The organism is Streptomyces griseorubiginosus (assembly GCF_017614965.1).
GTDB classification, from domain to species: Bacteria; Actinomycetota; Actinomycetes; order Streptomycetales; family Streptomycetaceae; genus Streptomyces; species Streptomyces griseorubiginosus_B.
The window spans coordinates 1-15,125 of the sequence record NZ_WVUG01000011.1; the positions used below are offsets into that span (position 1 = coordinate 1).

The 15,125-nt window shown below is 69.8% G+C and carries 14 protein-coding genes; 7 read left to right on the top strand and 7 right to left on the bottom strand.

All coding sequences use genetic code 11. The features are described 5' to 3' along the window. Positions 1-391 precede the first annotated feature (391 nt). Positions 392-1,915 (bottom strand): NAD(P)H-hydrate dehydratase, encoded by a 1,524-nt coding sequence (locus tag GRC12_RS03655; RefSeq protein ID WP_208777355.1) that lies wholly within the window; start codon positions 1,913-1,915, stop codon positions 392-394. Positions 1,916-2,008: 93 nt separating this feature from the next. Here GRC12_RS03655 and GRC12_RS03660 point away from each other — a divergent pair, with 93 nt between their 5' ends. After that, positions 2,009-2,458, top strand: a complete 450-nt coding sequence (locus GRC12_RS03660) for a hypothetical protein (protein ID WP_208777358.1) — start codon at positions 2,009-2,011, stop codon at positions 2,456-2,458. Between the two features lie 43 nt (positions 2,459-2,501). Here GRC12_RS03660 and GRC12_RS03665 read toward each other — a convergent pair whose 3' ends face one another. The 3 genes from GRC12_RS03665 to glmS all read right to left on the bottom strand — a co-directional run bounded on the left by GRC12_RS03665 (position 2,502) and on the right by glmS (position 5,761). Next, positions 2,502-2,873, bottom strand: a complete 372-nt coding sequence (locus GRC12_RS03665; RefSeq protein ID WP_133043264.1) for a holo-ACP synthase — start codon at positions 2,871-2,873, stop codon at positions 2,502-2,504. A 128-nt stretch (positions 2,874-3,001) separates the two neighbouring features. Further along, on the bottom strand, positions 3,002-3,550 hold the full coding sequence (locus GRC12_RS03670) for a DUF1062 domain-containing protein (RefSeq protein WP_208777360.1): 549 nt from the start codon (positions 3,548-3,550) through the stop codon (positions 3,002-3,004). A 363-nt stretch (positions 3,551-3,913) separates the two neighbouring features. Next, a complete protein-coding gene (gene glmS, locus GRC12_RS03675) occupies positions 3,914-5,761 on the bottom strand; it encodes a glutamine--fructose-6-phosphate transaminase (isomerizing) (RefSeq protein ID WP_208777362.1) in 1,848 nt (615 codons plus the stop codon). A 164-nt stretch (positions 5,762-5,925) separates the two neighbouring features. Between glmS and coaA the strand changes: the two genes are divergently transcribed. Beyond that, complete coding sequence (coaA, locus tag GRC12_RS03680; RefSeq protein WP_165954815.1) at positions 5,926-6,894, top strand: type I pantothenate kinase; 969 nt, start codon at positions 5,926-5,928, stop codon at positions 6,892-6,894. A 16-nt stretch (positions 6,895-6,910) separates the two neighbouring features. Continuing rightward, positions 6,911-7,849, top strand: coding sequence for a DUF389 domain-containing protein (locus GRC12_RS03685; protein WP_208777364.1), 939 nt, complete (start codon positions 6,911-6,913; stop codon positions 7,847-7,849). Positions 7,850-7,908: 59 nt separating this feature from the next. Here GRC12_RS03685 and glmM read toward each other — a convergent pair whose 3' ends face one another. The 3 genes from glmM to rplM all read right to left on the bottom strand — a co-directional run bounded on the left by glmM (position 7,909) and on the right by rplM (position 10,442). Continuing rightward, a complete protein-coding gene (glmM, locus tag GRC12_RS03690; protein ID WP_208777366.1) occupies positions 7,909-9,267 on the bottom strand; it encodes a phosphoglucosamine mutase in 1,359 nt (452 codons plus the stop codon). Between the two features lie 177 nt (positions 9,268-9,444). Further along, a complete protein-coding gene (rpsI, locus tag GRC12_RS03695; protein ID WP_123974782.1) occupies positions 9,445-9,957 on the bottom strand; it encodes a 30S ribosomal protein S9 in 513 nt (170 codons plus the stop codon). Positions 9,958-9,998: 41 nt separating this feature from the next. Next, positions 9,999-10,442, bottom strand: a complete 444-nt coding sequence (gene rplM / locus GRC12_RS03700; protein WP_133043272.1) for a 50S ribosomal protein L13 — start codon at positions 10,440-10,442, stop codon at positions 9,999-10,001. A 269-nt stretch (positions 10,443-10,711) separates the two neighbouring features. Here rplM and GRC12_RS03705 point away from each other — a divergent pair, with 269 nt between their 5' ends. The 4 genes from GRC12_RS03705 to GRC12_RS03720 all read left to right on the top strand — a co-directional run bounded on the left by GRC12_RS03705 (position 10,712) and on the right by GRC12_RS03720 (position 15,069). After that, the gene (locus tag GRC12_RS03705; RefSeq protein ID WP_208777367.1) at positions 10,712-11,593 is read left to right on the top strand and encodes a hypothetical protein; all 882 of its coding nucleotides are present in this window, start codon (positions 10,712-10,714) and stop codon (positions 11,591-11,593) included. 76 nt (positions 11,594-11,669) lie between these two features. Beyond that, positions 11,670-11,972: a hypothetical protein gene (locus GRC12_RS03710; RefSeq protein ID WP_208777368.1), complete on the top strand. Its 303-nt coding sequence runs from the start codon at positions 11,670-11,672 to the stop codon at positions 11,970-11,972. A 4-nt stretch (positions 11,973-11,976) separates the two neighbouring features. Then, a complete protein-coding gene (locus GRC12_RS03715) occupies positions 11,977-13,338 on the top strand; it encodes a glycoside hydrolase family 26 protein (RefSeq protein WP_208777369.1) in 1,362 nt (453 codons plus the stop codon). 279 nt (positions 13,339-13,617) lie between these two features. After that, positions 13,618-15,069 (top strand): glycosyltransferase family 2 protein, encoded by a 1,452-nt coding sequence (locus GRC12_RS03720; protein WP_244371985.1) that lies wholly within the window; start codon positions 13,618-13,620, stop codon positions 15,067-15,069. Positions 15,070-15,125: the final 56 nt, after the last annotated feature.

The window sequence follows — 15,125 nt, forward strand, 5'->3', positions numbered from 1 at the left end:
CGGCGAGGGCGGGCGCCGCGAGGGCGGTGGTGCCGACGGGCAGGACGGTGACGGCTGCGAGCGCGACGGCGAGGCCGCGGCACGCGATACGCCTTCTGATTCTGATCATCCCATCAGAAGAACGCGCGGAAACGGCGGGACCGGGGTGCCGCGCGGCGAGGTCACCCTTTCCGCCGAGCCCGGCCGCGGGTGACAACGAGCAGACCGAGAGGTCCGGCGGCGCGTCAGCCGGCCGGCCCGCAGGTCGGGCGAGGCCGTCGTCAGTCCCGGAGGTCGCGCCAGGCCGTCAGCCCCCGCAAGCCGAGCCAGAACGTCAGTCCTGCACGCCACGTCAGCCCGCCAGTCCCGCACGCCGAGCGAGGCCGTCAGTCCCGGAGGTCGCGTCAGGCCGTCAAGCCCGTACGTCGCGCCAGGCCGCTGGGATCGCCTCCGCGACGTCATGGGCGCCGGCCGGTGCCCCGTGCGCGGCGAACCGTCCGGCCAGGCCGTGCAGGTAGGCCGCGACACTCCCCGCGTCCAGTGCGCTGAGGCCGGACGCCAGCAGCGACCCCGCGAGCCCCGACAGCACGTCCCCGCTGCCGGCCGTCGCCAGCCAGGCCGTCCCGGTCGCGTTGACCCGTACGGCCCCGCCGCCGGAGTCGGCGACCAGCGTCGTCGAGCCCTTGAGCAGGACGGTGGCGCCGTAACGGGCGGCGAGTTCGCGCGCGGAGGCGAGCCGCGCCCCCTCGACCTCCTCCCGCGCCACCCCGAGCAGCGCGGCGGCCTCCCCGGCGTGCGGGGTCATCAACGTCGGCGCCGTACGCCCCCGTACGGCCTCGCGCTCCGCCAGCCGCAGCCCGTCCGCGTCGAGGAGCACGGGTACGTCCGTCTCCAGGACCTCGGCGACGGTCGCCGCGTCGTCCCCGGCACCCGGTCCCACGACCCACGCCTGCACGCGCCCCGCCTTCTGCGGCCCCTGGTCCGACACCAGCGTCTCGGGGAACCGGGCGAGGACGGCGTCCCCGGCGGGCCCGACGTACCGTACGGCCCCGGCGCCACCCCGCAGCGCCCCCGACACGGCCAGCACGGCCGCGCCCGGATACCGCACGGACCCGGCGGCGATCCCGACGACCCCGCGCCGGTACTTGTCACTCTCGGCACCGGGAACGGGCAGCAGCGCGGCCACGTCGGCGTGCTGCAGGGCCTCGAGTTCGGGTTCGAGGGGCAACACGTCCGCCAGCCCGATGTCGACGAGCCTGACCGACCCGGCGTACTCGCGCGCGGGATCGATCAGCAGCCCCGGTTTGTGCGTGCCGAAGGTGACGGTGAGATCGGCCCGCATCGCCTCCCCCCGCACCTCACCGCTGTCCGCGTCGACCCCGCTGGGCAGATCGACGGCGACGACGGGAACGCGGGCGTCCGCGGCGATGGCGGCCAACTGCGCGGCCTCGGGCCGGAGTCCACCCTTGCCGCCGATACCGACGATGCCGTCGACGACGAGATCGGCCCGGAGGACCGCCTCTTCGATCGCGTCAAAAACGGCGGCGGCTGCGGAGTTGGCGGTGGCGCGGGCGGTGTCGGATCCAGGTTCGGCAGAAGGGGTACGAGTGTGAGCGGCCCCCGCGGCGACGATCCGCCCCCCGGCCCGCCGCAACGCCGCGAGCCCCTCGGCGTGCGCCCGTTCGGGCGTGAGCAGCAGCGCCGTGACTCCCGCGCCCCGCCGGGCGAGCCGCGCGCCGGCGTACAGGGCGTCGCCCCCGTTGTCCCCGCTCCCGACGAGCAGCACGACGCGGCTGCCGTAGACCCGCCCGAGCATCTCGGCGCAGGCGGCGGCGAGCCCGGCCGCGGCCCGCTGCATCAACGCCCCCTCGGGAAGCCGCGCCATGAGCTCCCGCTCGGCGTTCCTGACCGTCTCCACGCTGTAGGCAGTACGCATGCGACCGAGTCTCCCCCGCCGACACCCCGCCCCGCACCCCGGCCGTTCACCGCACGAGGTCGACTGTCAGTGGCGGCTGCCATGATCGGCCGCATGGGAGTCATCTACGGCTATTACGCCGCTGCGGACGACGGGGACGCCGCCGGAGCGATCGTGCGCGAGGACGAGGAGCCCTACGGGGCGGGGTACGACGAGGTGGCGGTGAAGGGCATCGACCCGGTGGTCGACCTGCTGCCCGCCGAAACGCTCATCACCGGCCTGTCGGCGGAGACGGTCACGTCCGACCCCCGCCGCGGTGAGCTGATCGCCGCCGTCGCGGACGGAGAAGCGATCAGCCTCTCCCTCACGGACACCTTCCGCGACGCCCTCGCGGCCTTCGACAAGCAACTGCTGGACGCCGTCGCCCAAGGCTGGGCGGCCTCGGGCGACTTCTACACCCCACCGGACCCGTCCGACCTGTCCGACTTCCTCCGCGAACTGTCCGGCTTGGCGGAACGGGCGGTGGGGCGGGGACAGCGGTTGTACTGCTGGATATGCCCGTAGCCGACGTTGGGGCCGCGACGGACGACAGCGCCGCACTCGGTGGTCATCCCTCGGCGACGACGACCGCGGAGGCCACGCCGGCATCATGGCTGAGCGACACATGCCAGGACCGCACGCCCAGTTGTTCCGCCCGGGCCGCCACCGTCCCCTTCACCCGCAACCGCGGTTGCCCACTGTCCTCGACATACACCTCGGCATCGGTCCAGTGCAGCCCCGCCGGGGCCCCGAGCGCCTTGGCGAGCGCCTCCTTGGCGGCGAACCTCGCGGCCAGCGAGGCGACCCCCCGCCGCTCACCGCTCGGCAACAACAACTCGCTCTCCACGAACAGCCGCTCCGCCATCCCGGGCGTCCGCTTCAGCGACGCCTCGAACCGCGCGATCTCAGCCACGTCGATCCCGACGCCGATGATGCTCATGCGGGCACTCTACGGTCCGTCAGACAGCCCTGGTCAGGACTCCTCCTCGGTCCCGGTGAACAGTTCTTATAGCGCGGACCGGGCCTGTCCGTAAGATCCTGCCGGACAGGCCCCATCCCAGGGAGAGCTCAGCACTTCAGTGTGAAGGTGAAGTCGCCGGAGAGCTTGCCGCTCAGGCGGATCGCCGACACGACCTTCCCCTCCGTGATCAGACGCTCGACCTCGGCTCGCGAAAGCCCGCAGCCCTCCGCGATCAGCCGCACCGGCCGGACCGGAATCCGCGCCGCGAAGTGGACCGAGACGTCGATCACCTCGTGGTCCAGGTGATCGGTTCCGCCCGTGTCGAGGCGCCAGGCGCCATCCCAGTCGAGGGCGACGCGATTACGCCGCCGTACGACCGGATCCTGCAGCAACTCGGCTGCCAGGCCGATGTCGTTGGCGTGCAGCCGGTCCAGCAGCTCAGGTCGTACGGAGCGCACGTTCATCCGCTCGAAGACCGTGAGCTTCGCGGTTTCCCCGCACGCCGTGCAGAGCGCGAGCAGCCAGGCGTCGATGAGTTTGTGGTTCGCGTTGACGCGGAATTTACCGCTCGCCCGGAAACGCTCCGACGCGCACGTATGGCAGCGGCGCAGGACGAGCGGCAGGCAGGTGGGCATGACCACCCAGTTGGTGAGCACAGAAGTACACCGGTTTCAGTGAGAAGTCCGCAGCAAAGAGGAGCGCGGCGCACATGCGCGACGCGCGACGATTCAGCGCTCGGGAGGTCTCACACGGTGTACAACGGCACGTCCTTGCCCAGTCGACTCGGTCGGCAGCACGGTAAGGGCCCAAGTCGGCACCCCTCCACTGTTTTTCCACGCCACCGCCAATTCGCGCATCCGGGCCAGGGGCGCGAAGGGCGCCGTACGCAACGACGGGAAGACCTACAAGGGCGGCTCGTACACGGCCTGCGGCGGGGCCGGACAACAAAGGGGCGTACGGCATGCCTTGCGGCAGGCCGTACGCCCCTTTCCGCGCCCGGTAGTTCTACCTCCGCCCGCTCACTCCACCGTCACCGACTTCGCCAGGTTCCGCGGCTGGTCCACCTCGTTGCCGCGGGCCGTCGCCAGTTCGCAGGCGAACACCTGCAACGGGACCGTGGCGACCAAGGGCTGGAGGAGGGTCGGGGTCGCCGGGATGCGGATCAGGTGGTCGGCGTACGGCACCACCGCGTCGTCCCCCTCCTCCGCGATCACGATGGTCCGGGCACCCCGCGCCCTGATCTCCTGGATGTTGGACACGATCTTGTCGTGGAGGACGGAGCGGCCCCGGGGCGAGGGGACGACGACCACGACCGGCAGGTCCTCCTCGATCAGCGCGATAGGCCCGTGCTTGAGTTCACCCGCCGCGAAGCCCTCGGCGTGCATGTAGGCGAGTTCCTTCAGCTTCAGCGCGCCTTCCAGGGCCACCGGGTAGCCGACGTGCCGCCCGAGGAAGAGCACCGTGTTCTTGTCGGCGAGGGACCGCGCCAGCGCCCGTACCGGCTCCATCGTCTCCAGGACGCGGTCGACCTCGACCGAGATCCGTGCGAGGTCGCGGATCACGGCGCCGATCTCGTCGCCCCACTTGGTGCCGCGCACCTGGCCCAGGTAGAGGGCGACCAGGTAGCAGGCGACCAGCTGCGTCAGGAAGGCCTTCGTCGACGCGACGGCCACTTCCGGACCGGCGTGCGTGTAGAGCACCGCGTCCGACTCGCGGGGGATGGTCGAGCCGTTGGTGTTGCAGATGGCCAGCACCTTGGAGCCCTGCTCGCGGGCGTGCCGCAGCGCCATCAGCGTGTCCATCGTCTCGCCTGACTGGGAGATGGCGATCACGAGCGACCGCGCGCCCAGGATCGGGTCCCGGTAGCGGAACTCGCTCGCCAGCTCCACCTCGCACGGGATGCGCGTCCAGTGCTCGATGGCGTACTTGGCGATCAGCCCGGCGTGGAAGGCCGTACCGCAGGCGACGATGACGACCTTGTCGACCTCGCGCAGCTCCGAGGCGCTGATCCGCACCTCGTCCAGCGTCAGCGACCCGCCGGCGTCGATGCGGCCGAGCAGCGTGTCGGCGACCGCCTTGGGCTGCTCGGCGATCTCCTTGAGCATGAAGTAGTCATAGCCCCCCTTTTCCGCGGCGGAGGCGTCCCAGTCCACGTGGTAGGTCCGGACCTCCGCGGGCGCGCCGTCGAAGCCCGTCACCGTCACGCCGTCGCGGCGCAGCTCGACGACCTGGTCCTGGCCCAGCTCGATCGCCGACCGCGTGTGGGCGATGAACGCGGCGACGTCGGAGGCCAGGAACGCCTCACCCTCCCCAACGCCCACCACCAGCGGGGAGTTCCGGCGCGCGCCCACGACGACATCGGGTTCGTCCGCGTGCACCGCCACGAGCGTGAACGCGCCCTCCAGCCGTCGGCACACCAGCCGCATGGCCTCACCGAGATCGGCGCAGGACGAGAACTCCTCGGCGAGCAGGTGCGCGACGACCTCGGTGTCGGTCTCGGAGGCGAGATCGTGGCCCCGCTCCGCCAACTCCGCGCGCAGCACGGCGAAGTTCTCGATGATCCCGTTGTGGACGACCGCGACGCGCCCCGCGTTGTCGAGATGCGGATGCGCGTTCGCGTCGGTCGGTCCGCCGTGCGTGGCCCACCGCGTGTGCCCGATGCCGGTCGAACCCGTCGGCAACGGCCGGTCGACCAGCTCCTTCTCCAGGTTCACCAGCTTCCCGGCCTTCTTGGCCGCCGCCAGCCCCCCGTCCGCCAGCACGGCGACACCCGCCGAGTCGTACCCCCGGTACTCCAGCCGCTTCAGCCCGGCCATCACGACATCAAGCGCCGACTGCGCCCCCACGTATCCCACGATTCCGCACATGGCCCGCAGCCTACGGCCGAATCACCGCCGGAAAGACAGCGATCGTGCCCGAAATCGGAAATTCCCACGGCCATACGAACCCGCGTGGACGAGCGTGACGCACCCCACCCCCCACCCCGTTCAAACTCCGTTAACAATGGACTGTGATCTCTCCGGTCTCCTCGATGCCCCGGAGCGCCCACCGGCAGAGGCCGGAGGCGACTCCCTACGTCGACCTCACCCGAACCGAGTGGAGCGCGCTGCGGGACAAGACGCCGTTGCCGCTGACCGCGGAGGAGGTCGAGAAGCTGCGCGGTCTCGGTGACGTCATCGACCTCGACGAGGTGCGGGACATCTACCTCCCGCTCTCCCGGCTCCTCAACCTCTACGTCGGCGCCACGGACGGGCTGAGAGGGGCCCTGAACACGTTCCTGGGCGAGCAGGGCTCCCAGTCCGGCACCCCGTTCGTCATCGGCGTCGCCGGATCGGTGGCCGTCGGGAAGTCGACCGTCGCCCGTCTCCTCCAGGCGCTCCTGTCCCGCTGGCCCGAGCACCCGCGCGTCGAGCTCGTCACGACGGACGGCTTCCTGCTGCCCACCCGGGAGCTCCAGGCCCGCGGCCTGATGTCGCGCAAGGGCTTCCCGGAGTCGTACGACCGCCGGGCCCTCACCCGTTTCGTCGCCGACATCAAGGCCGGCAAGGACGAGGTCACCGCCCCCGTCTACTCCCACCTGATCTACGACATCGTGCCGGACCAGCGGCTCACGGTCCGCCGCCCGGACATCCTCATCGTGGAGGGCCTCAACGTCCTGCAGCCCGCCCTCCCCGGCAAGGACGGCCGCACCCGCGTCGGTCTCGCCGACTACTTCGACTTCAGTGTGTACGTCGACGCCAGCGGCGAGGACATCGAGCGCTGGTACCTCAGCCGGTTCAAGAAGCTGCGCCAGACCGCCTTCCAGAACCCGGACTCGTACTTCAGGAAGTACACCCAGGTCTCCGAGGAGGAGGCCCTCGACTACGCCCGCACCCTGTGGCGCACGATCAACAAGCCGAACCTGGTGGAGAACATCGCTCCCACCCGAGGCCGCGCCACCCTCATCGTCCGCAAGGGTCCCGACCACAAGGTGCAGCGCCTGAGCCTGCGCAAACTGTGACCGTTACTCTGCGGCCATGCTGCACCTGCGTCTGATCACCCCGGCCGGCAGGACCGACGACGTGGTCCGCCTGATCGAGAAGACGGTCGGGACGACTCATCTCGTCGTCCTGCCCGGCGCCGCCCGCAACCCCGCCGGGGACGTGGTGATGTGCGATGTCGCCCGTGAGGCCGGCGACGAACTGATCGGCGCGCTGCGGGAACTGGGAGTGGACAGGACCGGTTCCATCGCCGTCGAGAACATCGACCTGTCGCTGTCCGAGCGGGCCGACAAGGCGGAGGAGGAGGCCCCGGGCGAGGGCGCGGACGCGGTGCTCTGGGAGCAGCTGACCGACGCGACCCACGAGGAGTCGACGCTCTCCGTCACCTACGTCGCCTTCATCACCCTCGCCACCATGATCGCGGCCTGCGGTGTCGTGCTCGACAACGCGATCCTGATCGTGGGCGCGATGGCGGTGGGCCCGGAGTTCGGTCCGCTCGCGGGCATCTGCACCTCGGTGGTCCAGCGCCATCCGCGTCTGGCCCTGCGCTCGCTGATCGCACTCCTCGTCGGCTTCGCGGCGGCCATGCTGATCACCGTCGGCTTCACCTACCTCATGCACGGCCTGAACCTGTTCAGCAGGGTCCAGCTGGCCGCCGAGCGCCCCAACACCAACTTCATCTACCGCCCCGACGCCTTCTCCTTCGTCGTGGCGGTCCTGGCCGGCATCGCCGGCACCCTCTCGCTGACCTCGGCGAAGTCGGGCCTCCTGGTCGGCGTGGCCATCTCGGTCACCACGGTCCCGGCCGCCGCCAACGCGGCGGTGGCCTTCGCCTACACCGAGTACCGCCAGGCCTGGGGGTCGACGGAACAGCTGCTCCTGAACCTCATGGGCATCGTTCTGGCGGGCACGCTGACGCTTTTGACCCAGAAGTGGGTGTGGGCCTCTCAACGCCGGAACAACAGCGCCCCATAGGGACAGCCCGCAATCAGGAATTCCGCCGCCCCAAACCCGGCCCGGGCCCGTTGCGGCCCTTACCCCAGCGCCGACTTCACCGCGTCGGCCAGCCGCCCCGCCACCGACCGAGCCTGGTCGATGTCGGCCGCCTCGACCATGACCCGGACCAACGGCTCCGTCCCGGAAGGCCGCAGCAACACCCGCCCGGTGGACCCGAGTTCCCGCTCGGCCTCGGAAACGGCCGCCGCCAGCTCCGCGGACGTCCGCACCCGGGACTTGTCGACGTCCGGCACGTTGATCAGCACCTGCGGCAGCCGCTCCATCACACCCGCGAGGTCCCGCAGCGACCGCCCCGTCTCCGCGACCCGCGCCGCCAGCATGAGCCCCGTCAGGGTGCCGTCCCCGGTCGTCGCGTGGTCCAGGATGATCACGTGCCCGGACTGCTCGCCGCCGAGCGCGTAGCCGTGCTGCTTCATCTCCTCCAGCACATACCGGTCCCCGACCGCGGTCTGGACGAGCGTCAGCCCCTCCCGCTCCAGCGCCAGCTTGAAGCCGAGGTTGGACATCACGGTCGCCACCACGGTGTCGGCCCGCAGCACCGACCGCTCCCGCATGGCCAGCGCGAGTACGGCGAGGATCTGGTCGCCGTCGACCTCCGCCCCGGTGTGGTCCACGGCCAGGCACCGGTCCGCGTCACCGTCGTGCGCGATACCGAGCGCCGCCCCGTGCTCGACGACCGCGGCCTTCAGCTTGTCGAGGTGGGTCGAGCCGCAGCCGTCGTTGATGTTGAGCCCGTCCGGCGAGGCGCCGATCGTGACGACCTCGGCCCCGGCCCGGGAGAACGCCTCCGGCGACACCCACGCCGCCGCGCCGTGCGCCTCGTCGAGGACGATCTTCAGTCCGTCCAGCCGGTTCGGGAGTACGGCGATCAGATGGGCCACGTACTTGTCGAAGCCCTCCTCGTAGTCCCGCACCCGTCCGACGCCCGCCCCGGTGGGCCGCTCCCAGGGCTCACCGTGCCGGTGGGAGTCGTACACCGCCTCGATCCGGTCCTCCAGCTCGTCGGCCAGCTTGTGGCCGCCGCGGGCGAAGAACTTGACGCCGTTGTCGGGCATGGCGTTGTGGCTGGCGGAGAGCATGACGCCCAGGTCGGCGCCGAGCGCGCCGGTGAGGTACGCCACCGCGGGCGTCGGCAGCACACCGACGCGCAGCACGTCCACGCCGGCGCTCGCGAGGCCCGCGACGACCGCGGCCTCCAGGAACTCCCCGGACGCACGGGGGTCCCGTCCGACGACCGCCGTTGGCCGGTGGCCCTCGAACGTTCCCGCCTCGGCCAGCACGTGCGCCGCCGCGACCGACAGACCGAGCGCCATCTCGGCCGTCAGGTCCGCGTTGGCGACGCCCCGTACGCCGTCCGTGCCGAAGAGTCGTCCCACTTGTCCTCCTGAGGAAACGTCAGTTACGGGCGGCGTACACCCATCGGATAGCGGCATCCGATCACACAAGCCGTTGAGCGTCTTGTGCCGTTATACGCCCCCGACGGTGATAAACGAACGCCCCGACAGCACTGTGGCGTGCCGCCGGGGCGTTCGCGGAAGAGCAGGCAGCGAAGCTTAGCGCTTGCTGTACTGCGGGGCCTTGCGGGCCTTCTTCAGACCGGCCTTCTTGCGCTCGACCGCACGGTCGTCGCGGCGGAGGAAGCCGGCCTTCTTGAGCGGGCCGCGGTTGTTGTCGACGTCGGCCTCGTTCAGCGCGCGGGCGACACCGAGACGGAGCGCACCGGCCTGACCGGAGACACCGCCACCGGCGATGCGGGCGATGACGTCGTAGCGCCCCTCGAGCTCGAGCACCTTGAAGGGCTCGTTGACTTCCTGCTGGTGCACCTTGTTCGGGAAGTAGTCCTCGAGGGTGCGACCGTTGATCTTCCACTTGCCGGTGCCCGGGACGATCCGGACGCGGGCGATGGCGTTCTTGCGGCGGCCCAGGCCGGCGGCCGGCTGGGGGTCGCCGAAGCGGGACGCGAGGGACTCGGAGGTGTACTCGCCCTCGACGGGGACGTCCGACTCCGTGGTGTAGCTGTCGATGTCAAGCTCTTCGAGCGGCTGCTCGGCAGTGGTCTCGGCCACGATTCTCCTCAGATTCTCTTCAGTCTTAGGGGTGGCCGGACTTACTGCGCGACCTGGGTGATCTCGAACGGCTGCGGCTGCTGCGCGCCGTGCGGGTGCTGGTCACCCTTGTAGACCTTCAGCTTCGAGAGCATCTGACGGCCCAGGGAGTTCTTGGGAAGCATGCCCTTGACGGCCTTCTCGATGGCTTTCTCCGGGTTCTTGTCCAGCAGCTCGTCGTAACGGACGGAGCGCAGACCACCCGGGTAGCCGGAGTGGCGGTACGCCATCTTCTGGGTCCGCTTGTTGCCGGAGAGGTGCACCTTGTCGGCGTTGATGATGATGACGAAGTCACCGGTGTCGACGTGGGGCGCGTAGATCGGCTTGTGCTTGCCGCGGAGAAGCGACGCGGCGGTCGTGGCGAGACGCCCCAGGACAACGTCCTGAGCGTCGATGACGTGCCACTGGCGAGTCACATCGCCGGGCTTGGGGCTGTACGTACGCACTTCGCAGCCTTCTTCTTCAGTGGATGGTTGCTGAAAATGGCATCACTGAAGCGATCGTGCAGCTGGGGACGACAAATATGCCGGGCCACTGCCCGTATGCCGCCCACTGGTAACTGCTCCAGGGAACCTGTGTGAAGGGCCTCTCGTGAGTACGAGCGAGCCAATACACAACGAAGAAGCAGAATACCGGGGTCATCCGGGCGGGTCAAAACGAGCCCGTTGTCCACAGGCCCACCGGCACCACGCGCACCCCCACTAAGATGCGCCCCATGAGCTTTGGGCAGCAGGGGGGACCTCAGTCCCAGTGGGATCCCTGGAAACCGCAATCCCAGCAGCCGTGGAACAGCGGCGGCGACAGCCGGACGCCGGACTGGGCGGCCCTGGCCGAGGCGTCTGAGACCCGCAACAGAAGGCGCCGGCTGCTGTTCATAGGCGGCGGCGCGGTGGCCACCATCGCGATAGGCACCGCCGTCGCCATGGCCGTGGTGTCGGCCAACGGCGACAACAACGCCTCCGGGAGCCCGTCCAACCTGCCCGCGAGCGCCTCGATCCCCAGCGGCAGCGCCTCGGCCCCGTCCTTCGCGCCGACCAGCGCCCCGCCCCCGCTGGACCCGAAGGAGTTCATCTCCAGCAAGGCCAAGGACACGGCCCCGCTCAGCGTGGAGACCCTCTTCCCGGGCTCCCAGCTGACCATGGGCTCGGCGGTCTACAAGAAGGGCGCCACGGCCGACACGAAGAACTGCGCGTCGGCCGCCAAGGGCACCCTCCCGGCCGTCCTCACCGGCAACGACTGCACCCGTCTGATGCGCGTCACCTACAGCAAGGACGGCGTCGCGGTGACGGTCGGCGTGGCCGTCTTCGACACCCAGGCCCAGGCGGCGAAGGCCAGGACCCAGTCGGACAAGAAGGGCTTCGTCACGTCCCTGCCCGGCAAGGGCGTGAAGGACTTCTGCAACGCCGCCACCTGCCTCACCACGGCCAACTCCTACGGCCGCTACGCCTACTTCACGACCGTCGGCTTCACCAACGGCAAGGACGTGACGAAGAACTCCACGAACGTCTTCGCCGCCGGCAACGACCTGCAGCTGTTCACGTTCCGCCAGATCAACCGGCGGGGCGAGGCGCAGGCGTCGGCCGCGGCCGGCGAGTGACCGTGCGCCCGCGCGTGTGAGACGCTCCCCCTGATCATCTGATCATCGACCGCCGACACGGGTGGGGGACAGGTCCATGGCCGAGCACCACAGATCCAGACGTCACCTGCTGGCAACCGCCGCCGGACTCGGCGGGACGGCACTCGCCGCGACCGTGGCCGCCGCAGGCGACGCCGCCGCCGTCGGTACCGGGGATGGCTGGCTCAATGTCATGGACGCGGAATCCACGAGCCGTATCTTCCTCACCGTCCAGGCCCCCGGCGGCACCCCGGCGGGCGTCGCCTACGTCGCGGGACGCAACGCCGGCGCGTCCTTCACCGTCAAGGGCGTCGCCGGGGACACCTCGACCGTCGCCTGGCTCATCGTCGAACCGGCGTAGCAACATGGAGAGGCGGAGGCTGATCCAGCTGGCCGGGTCGGCCACGGTGGCTGCGATGATCGCGGCCCCGCTGGCGGTGTGGGCCTGGCCCGACGGGACGGAGGGGCCGCGAGCGGTGTCGACGGACCTGCGCGCGAGGGACCCGCGGGCGACGGACGCAGCACGCCGTGTGTACGCGCTGCTGGCGGGCCTGGAGAACGAGGCGCGCGCCGGTCGGCCGAGCCGGACGGTCATCGGCCAGCACGTCGAGCTGCACAACGAACGGTACAACCCGTCGTACGGCGACTACCGGGGTATCAAGCAGCCTGGCTACTACTACAAGAAGGTCCACGACATCACCGGCCGGCTGCCCGGTTTCGTCGAGCTGGACCTCGGCCCCGGTTACGGCCGGCCCGGCTGGGCGGTGGGCACGGCACGCTCGTACAACAAGGCCTGGCCCTCCTGCCGGCCCTACTGGGGGTACATAGAGGACGCCGTGGACCTCGCCGTCGGCGTGTGGGCGGGACTGCCGCGGGCGGCCGACGGCAGCTACCGACCCTCCGGCACACACAAGGAGTGCGCCACCGGCAGGTACGTATCCCTTCCGCACAACGGGGGCGGACCCGCGGGCCTGGTCGGCTTCTCCTTCCACCTGCCCTACCCGGGCAGCCCGGTCAAAGGCTTCACGCAGACGCTGCAGCACAACTCCCCCGGCGCAGAGGACCCCGGCTGGTTCGGGCGGGTGGTCACCGAGGGCACCGCCGAACACCAGGCCCTTCTGCATGATCTCGCCTTTCTCGCGGACCACCTCGGCTATCTCGCGGATCAGGGGGTGCCCGTGCTGCTGCGGCCGTACCACGAGATGAACTCGGCACCCGGGCACGGCTTCTGGTGGGCGGGGCAGGACCCGGCCGCGTACCACCGGCTGTGGCGGCTGACGCACGACTTCCTGGTGAACCGGCGAGGACTGCACAACCTGATCTTCGTGTGGTCGGCGAACTCCTGGGGCAGCGGCCACGGCCGGCCGCCGCGCGAGTACTACCCCGGCGGCGACTACGTGGATGTCGTCGGTGTCGATGCCTACAGCGACACCCCGGCCGAGCCACTGGGCAAGGGCGCCTGGACCGAGCTCTGGTACCGCGGTCTCGAGGAGTTCGACAGGCCGCGCGTCGTCGCCGAGTCCTTCCACGTGCCGCTGAACGCGAACCAGCCCCGGACCCTCACACGGACACCGTGGGTGATGTGGACGGTGTGGGGTCAGTCACTGTCGTACGACAACATCTCCGCGCCGCGGGCGAAGAACACGGCGGATGACGTGAAACAGACCTACGGATCGCCGATGGTGATCACCGGTGGCCATCGAATCCAAGCCGAAGACGCCCAGTGAAGATCACCGAACAAGACGTAACTTGATTAACTTTTGAACACACCTTCCTCACAGGTGTTCCATGCATCGCCCATACATGCCATTATTTGACGTCTGTTCGGTCAGTGGCACGGGCGCCTGGGGGGGCATCTGAGCGGCCAGTGACCGAGGCGCCGAAGAAGGCGTTGAGGGGGATGGACCCGGAACAATCCAGCCGCCAGGCTCCGTACGCGCGTGCCATGGCCGAGATCCGTCGTTGCCTCAGCGCACCATCGATCTCACGGGAGTTCCGCAGTCGTCATGGCATCGACACTGGTCGACGGGGGTGTGCCGCATTCGCGGCACAATCAGAAACTGGCCAAGCGCACCGCTGCGTGGAAGCCGGGAATCCTGCCCTTCCTGCTGCCGTTCGCTTTCCTTGTCCTGTTCGGGCTCTGGAGCTTCAGACCCAGCACCTCGGTGCTGAGCTGGATCCTCACCGTCGTCTGGTCCCTGCCGGTGGCCGGTGTGCTGGTCGGCATCCAGGGGGCCCTGCTGATCCGCCGCCGGGTCCGCAAGAGCGACCAGATGACCCCTCCCGCCCCGGCCGAACAGGACTTCCTGATCGTCCTGTGCCCGACCATCGGACGCAACGACACCTACCCGGCCCTCGAGCGCTCGATCATCTCGTACGTCGATCACCTGCCCGAGTGGTTCCCGCACATGCGCGTCGACATCCTCACCGAGGAGGGCTGCGAGGCGGCAGCGGACATCGACCGGCTCGCCGCCTCCCACCCGCTGATCCGGGTGATCACGGTCCCCAAGGACTACGTCCCGGCCAACGGCACCCGCTTCAAGGCCCGCGCCAACCACTACGCCCACGAGCTGCGCATCGAGGAGGGTGAGGCCCTCGAGTACGTCTGGGTGCTGCACATGGACGACGACACCGGCGTCGGCCCCGACACCGCGTCCTCGCTCGCCCAGTTCATCAACCGCCAGCGCCGCGCCCACCCCGACGAGGCCAAGCACATGGCCCAGGGCATCCTCACTTATCCGCGCGAGAACGCGGTCAACAAGTTCACCTGGCTCGCCGACGCGGTCCGCCCCGCCGACGACATCGCCCGCTTCCGAGCGCTGACCGGCATGGGCACCCCGGCCGCCGGCGTGCACGGCGAACTGCTGGTGCTGCGCGCCTCCATCGAAGCCGAGATCGGCTGGGACTTCGGCCCCAAGGAGATCGTCGAGGACGCTCGGCTCGCCCTGACCTTCTGCCGCAAGTACCCGGGCCGCAGCGACTGGTTCAACGGCCGCTGCTACGGCGCCTCTCCCGCGACCGCGGCCGACTTCGTCAAGCAGCGCGACCGCTGGGCCTGGGGCCTGGTGGCCCTCTGCTTCAACCGGGCTGTGCCCTTGCGCTACCGCTGGTTCCTGTCGATCTGCGTGACCACCTGGATCCTCGGCCCGCTCCAGCACATCGGAGCCGTACTCCTCATCGGCTGGCTCTTCAACGACATGAACACCTCGCCCGTGACCCAGTCGATCACCATCCTGTGGGCCTTCAACTTCGCCTACGTCATCTGGACGTACTGGGAGGGGCTGCGACTGAACGCGCTCGCCTCGATCAGCGGCCGGCGCAAGTGGTGGGAGCCGATCGTGGTGGTCGCGCTCATCCCCGTCTTCTCCGTGATGGAAGGGCTCGGCGGCTTCAAGGGTTTCCTGAAGTTCGTCCGCCGTGAGGAGAACAAGTTCGTCGTGATCGCCAAGCCCGCCTAGCCGCCCGGAAGACAACCACTGACATGCGTTCACGACTGCCTCTGCTTGCCGTTTTC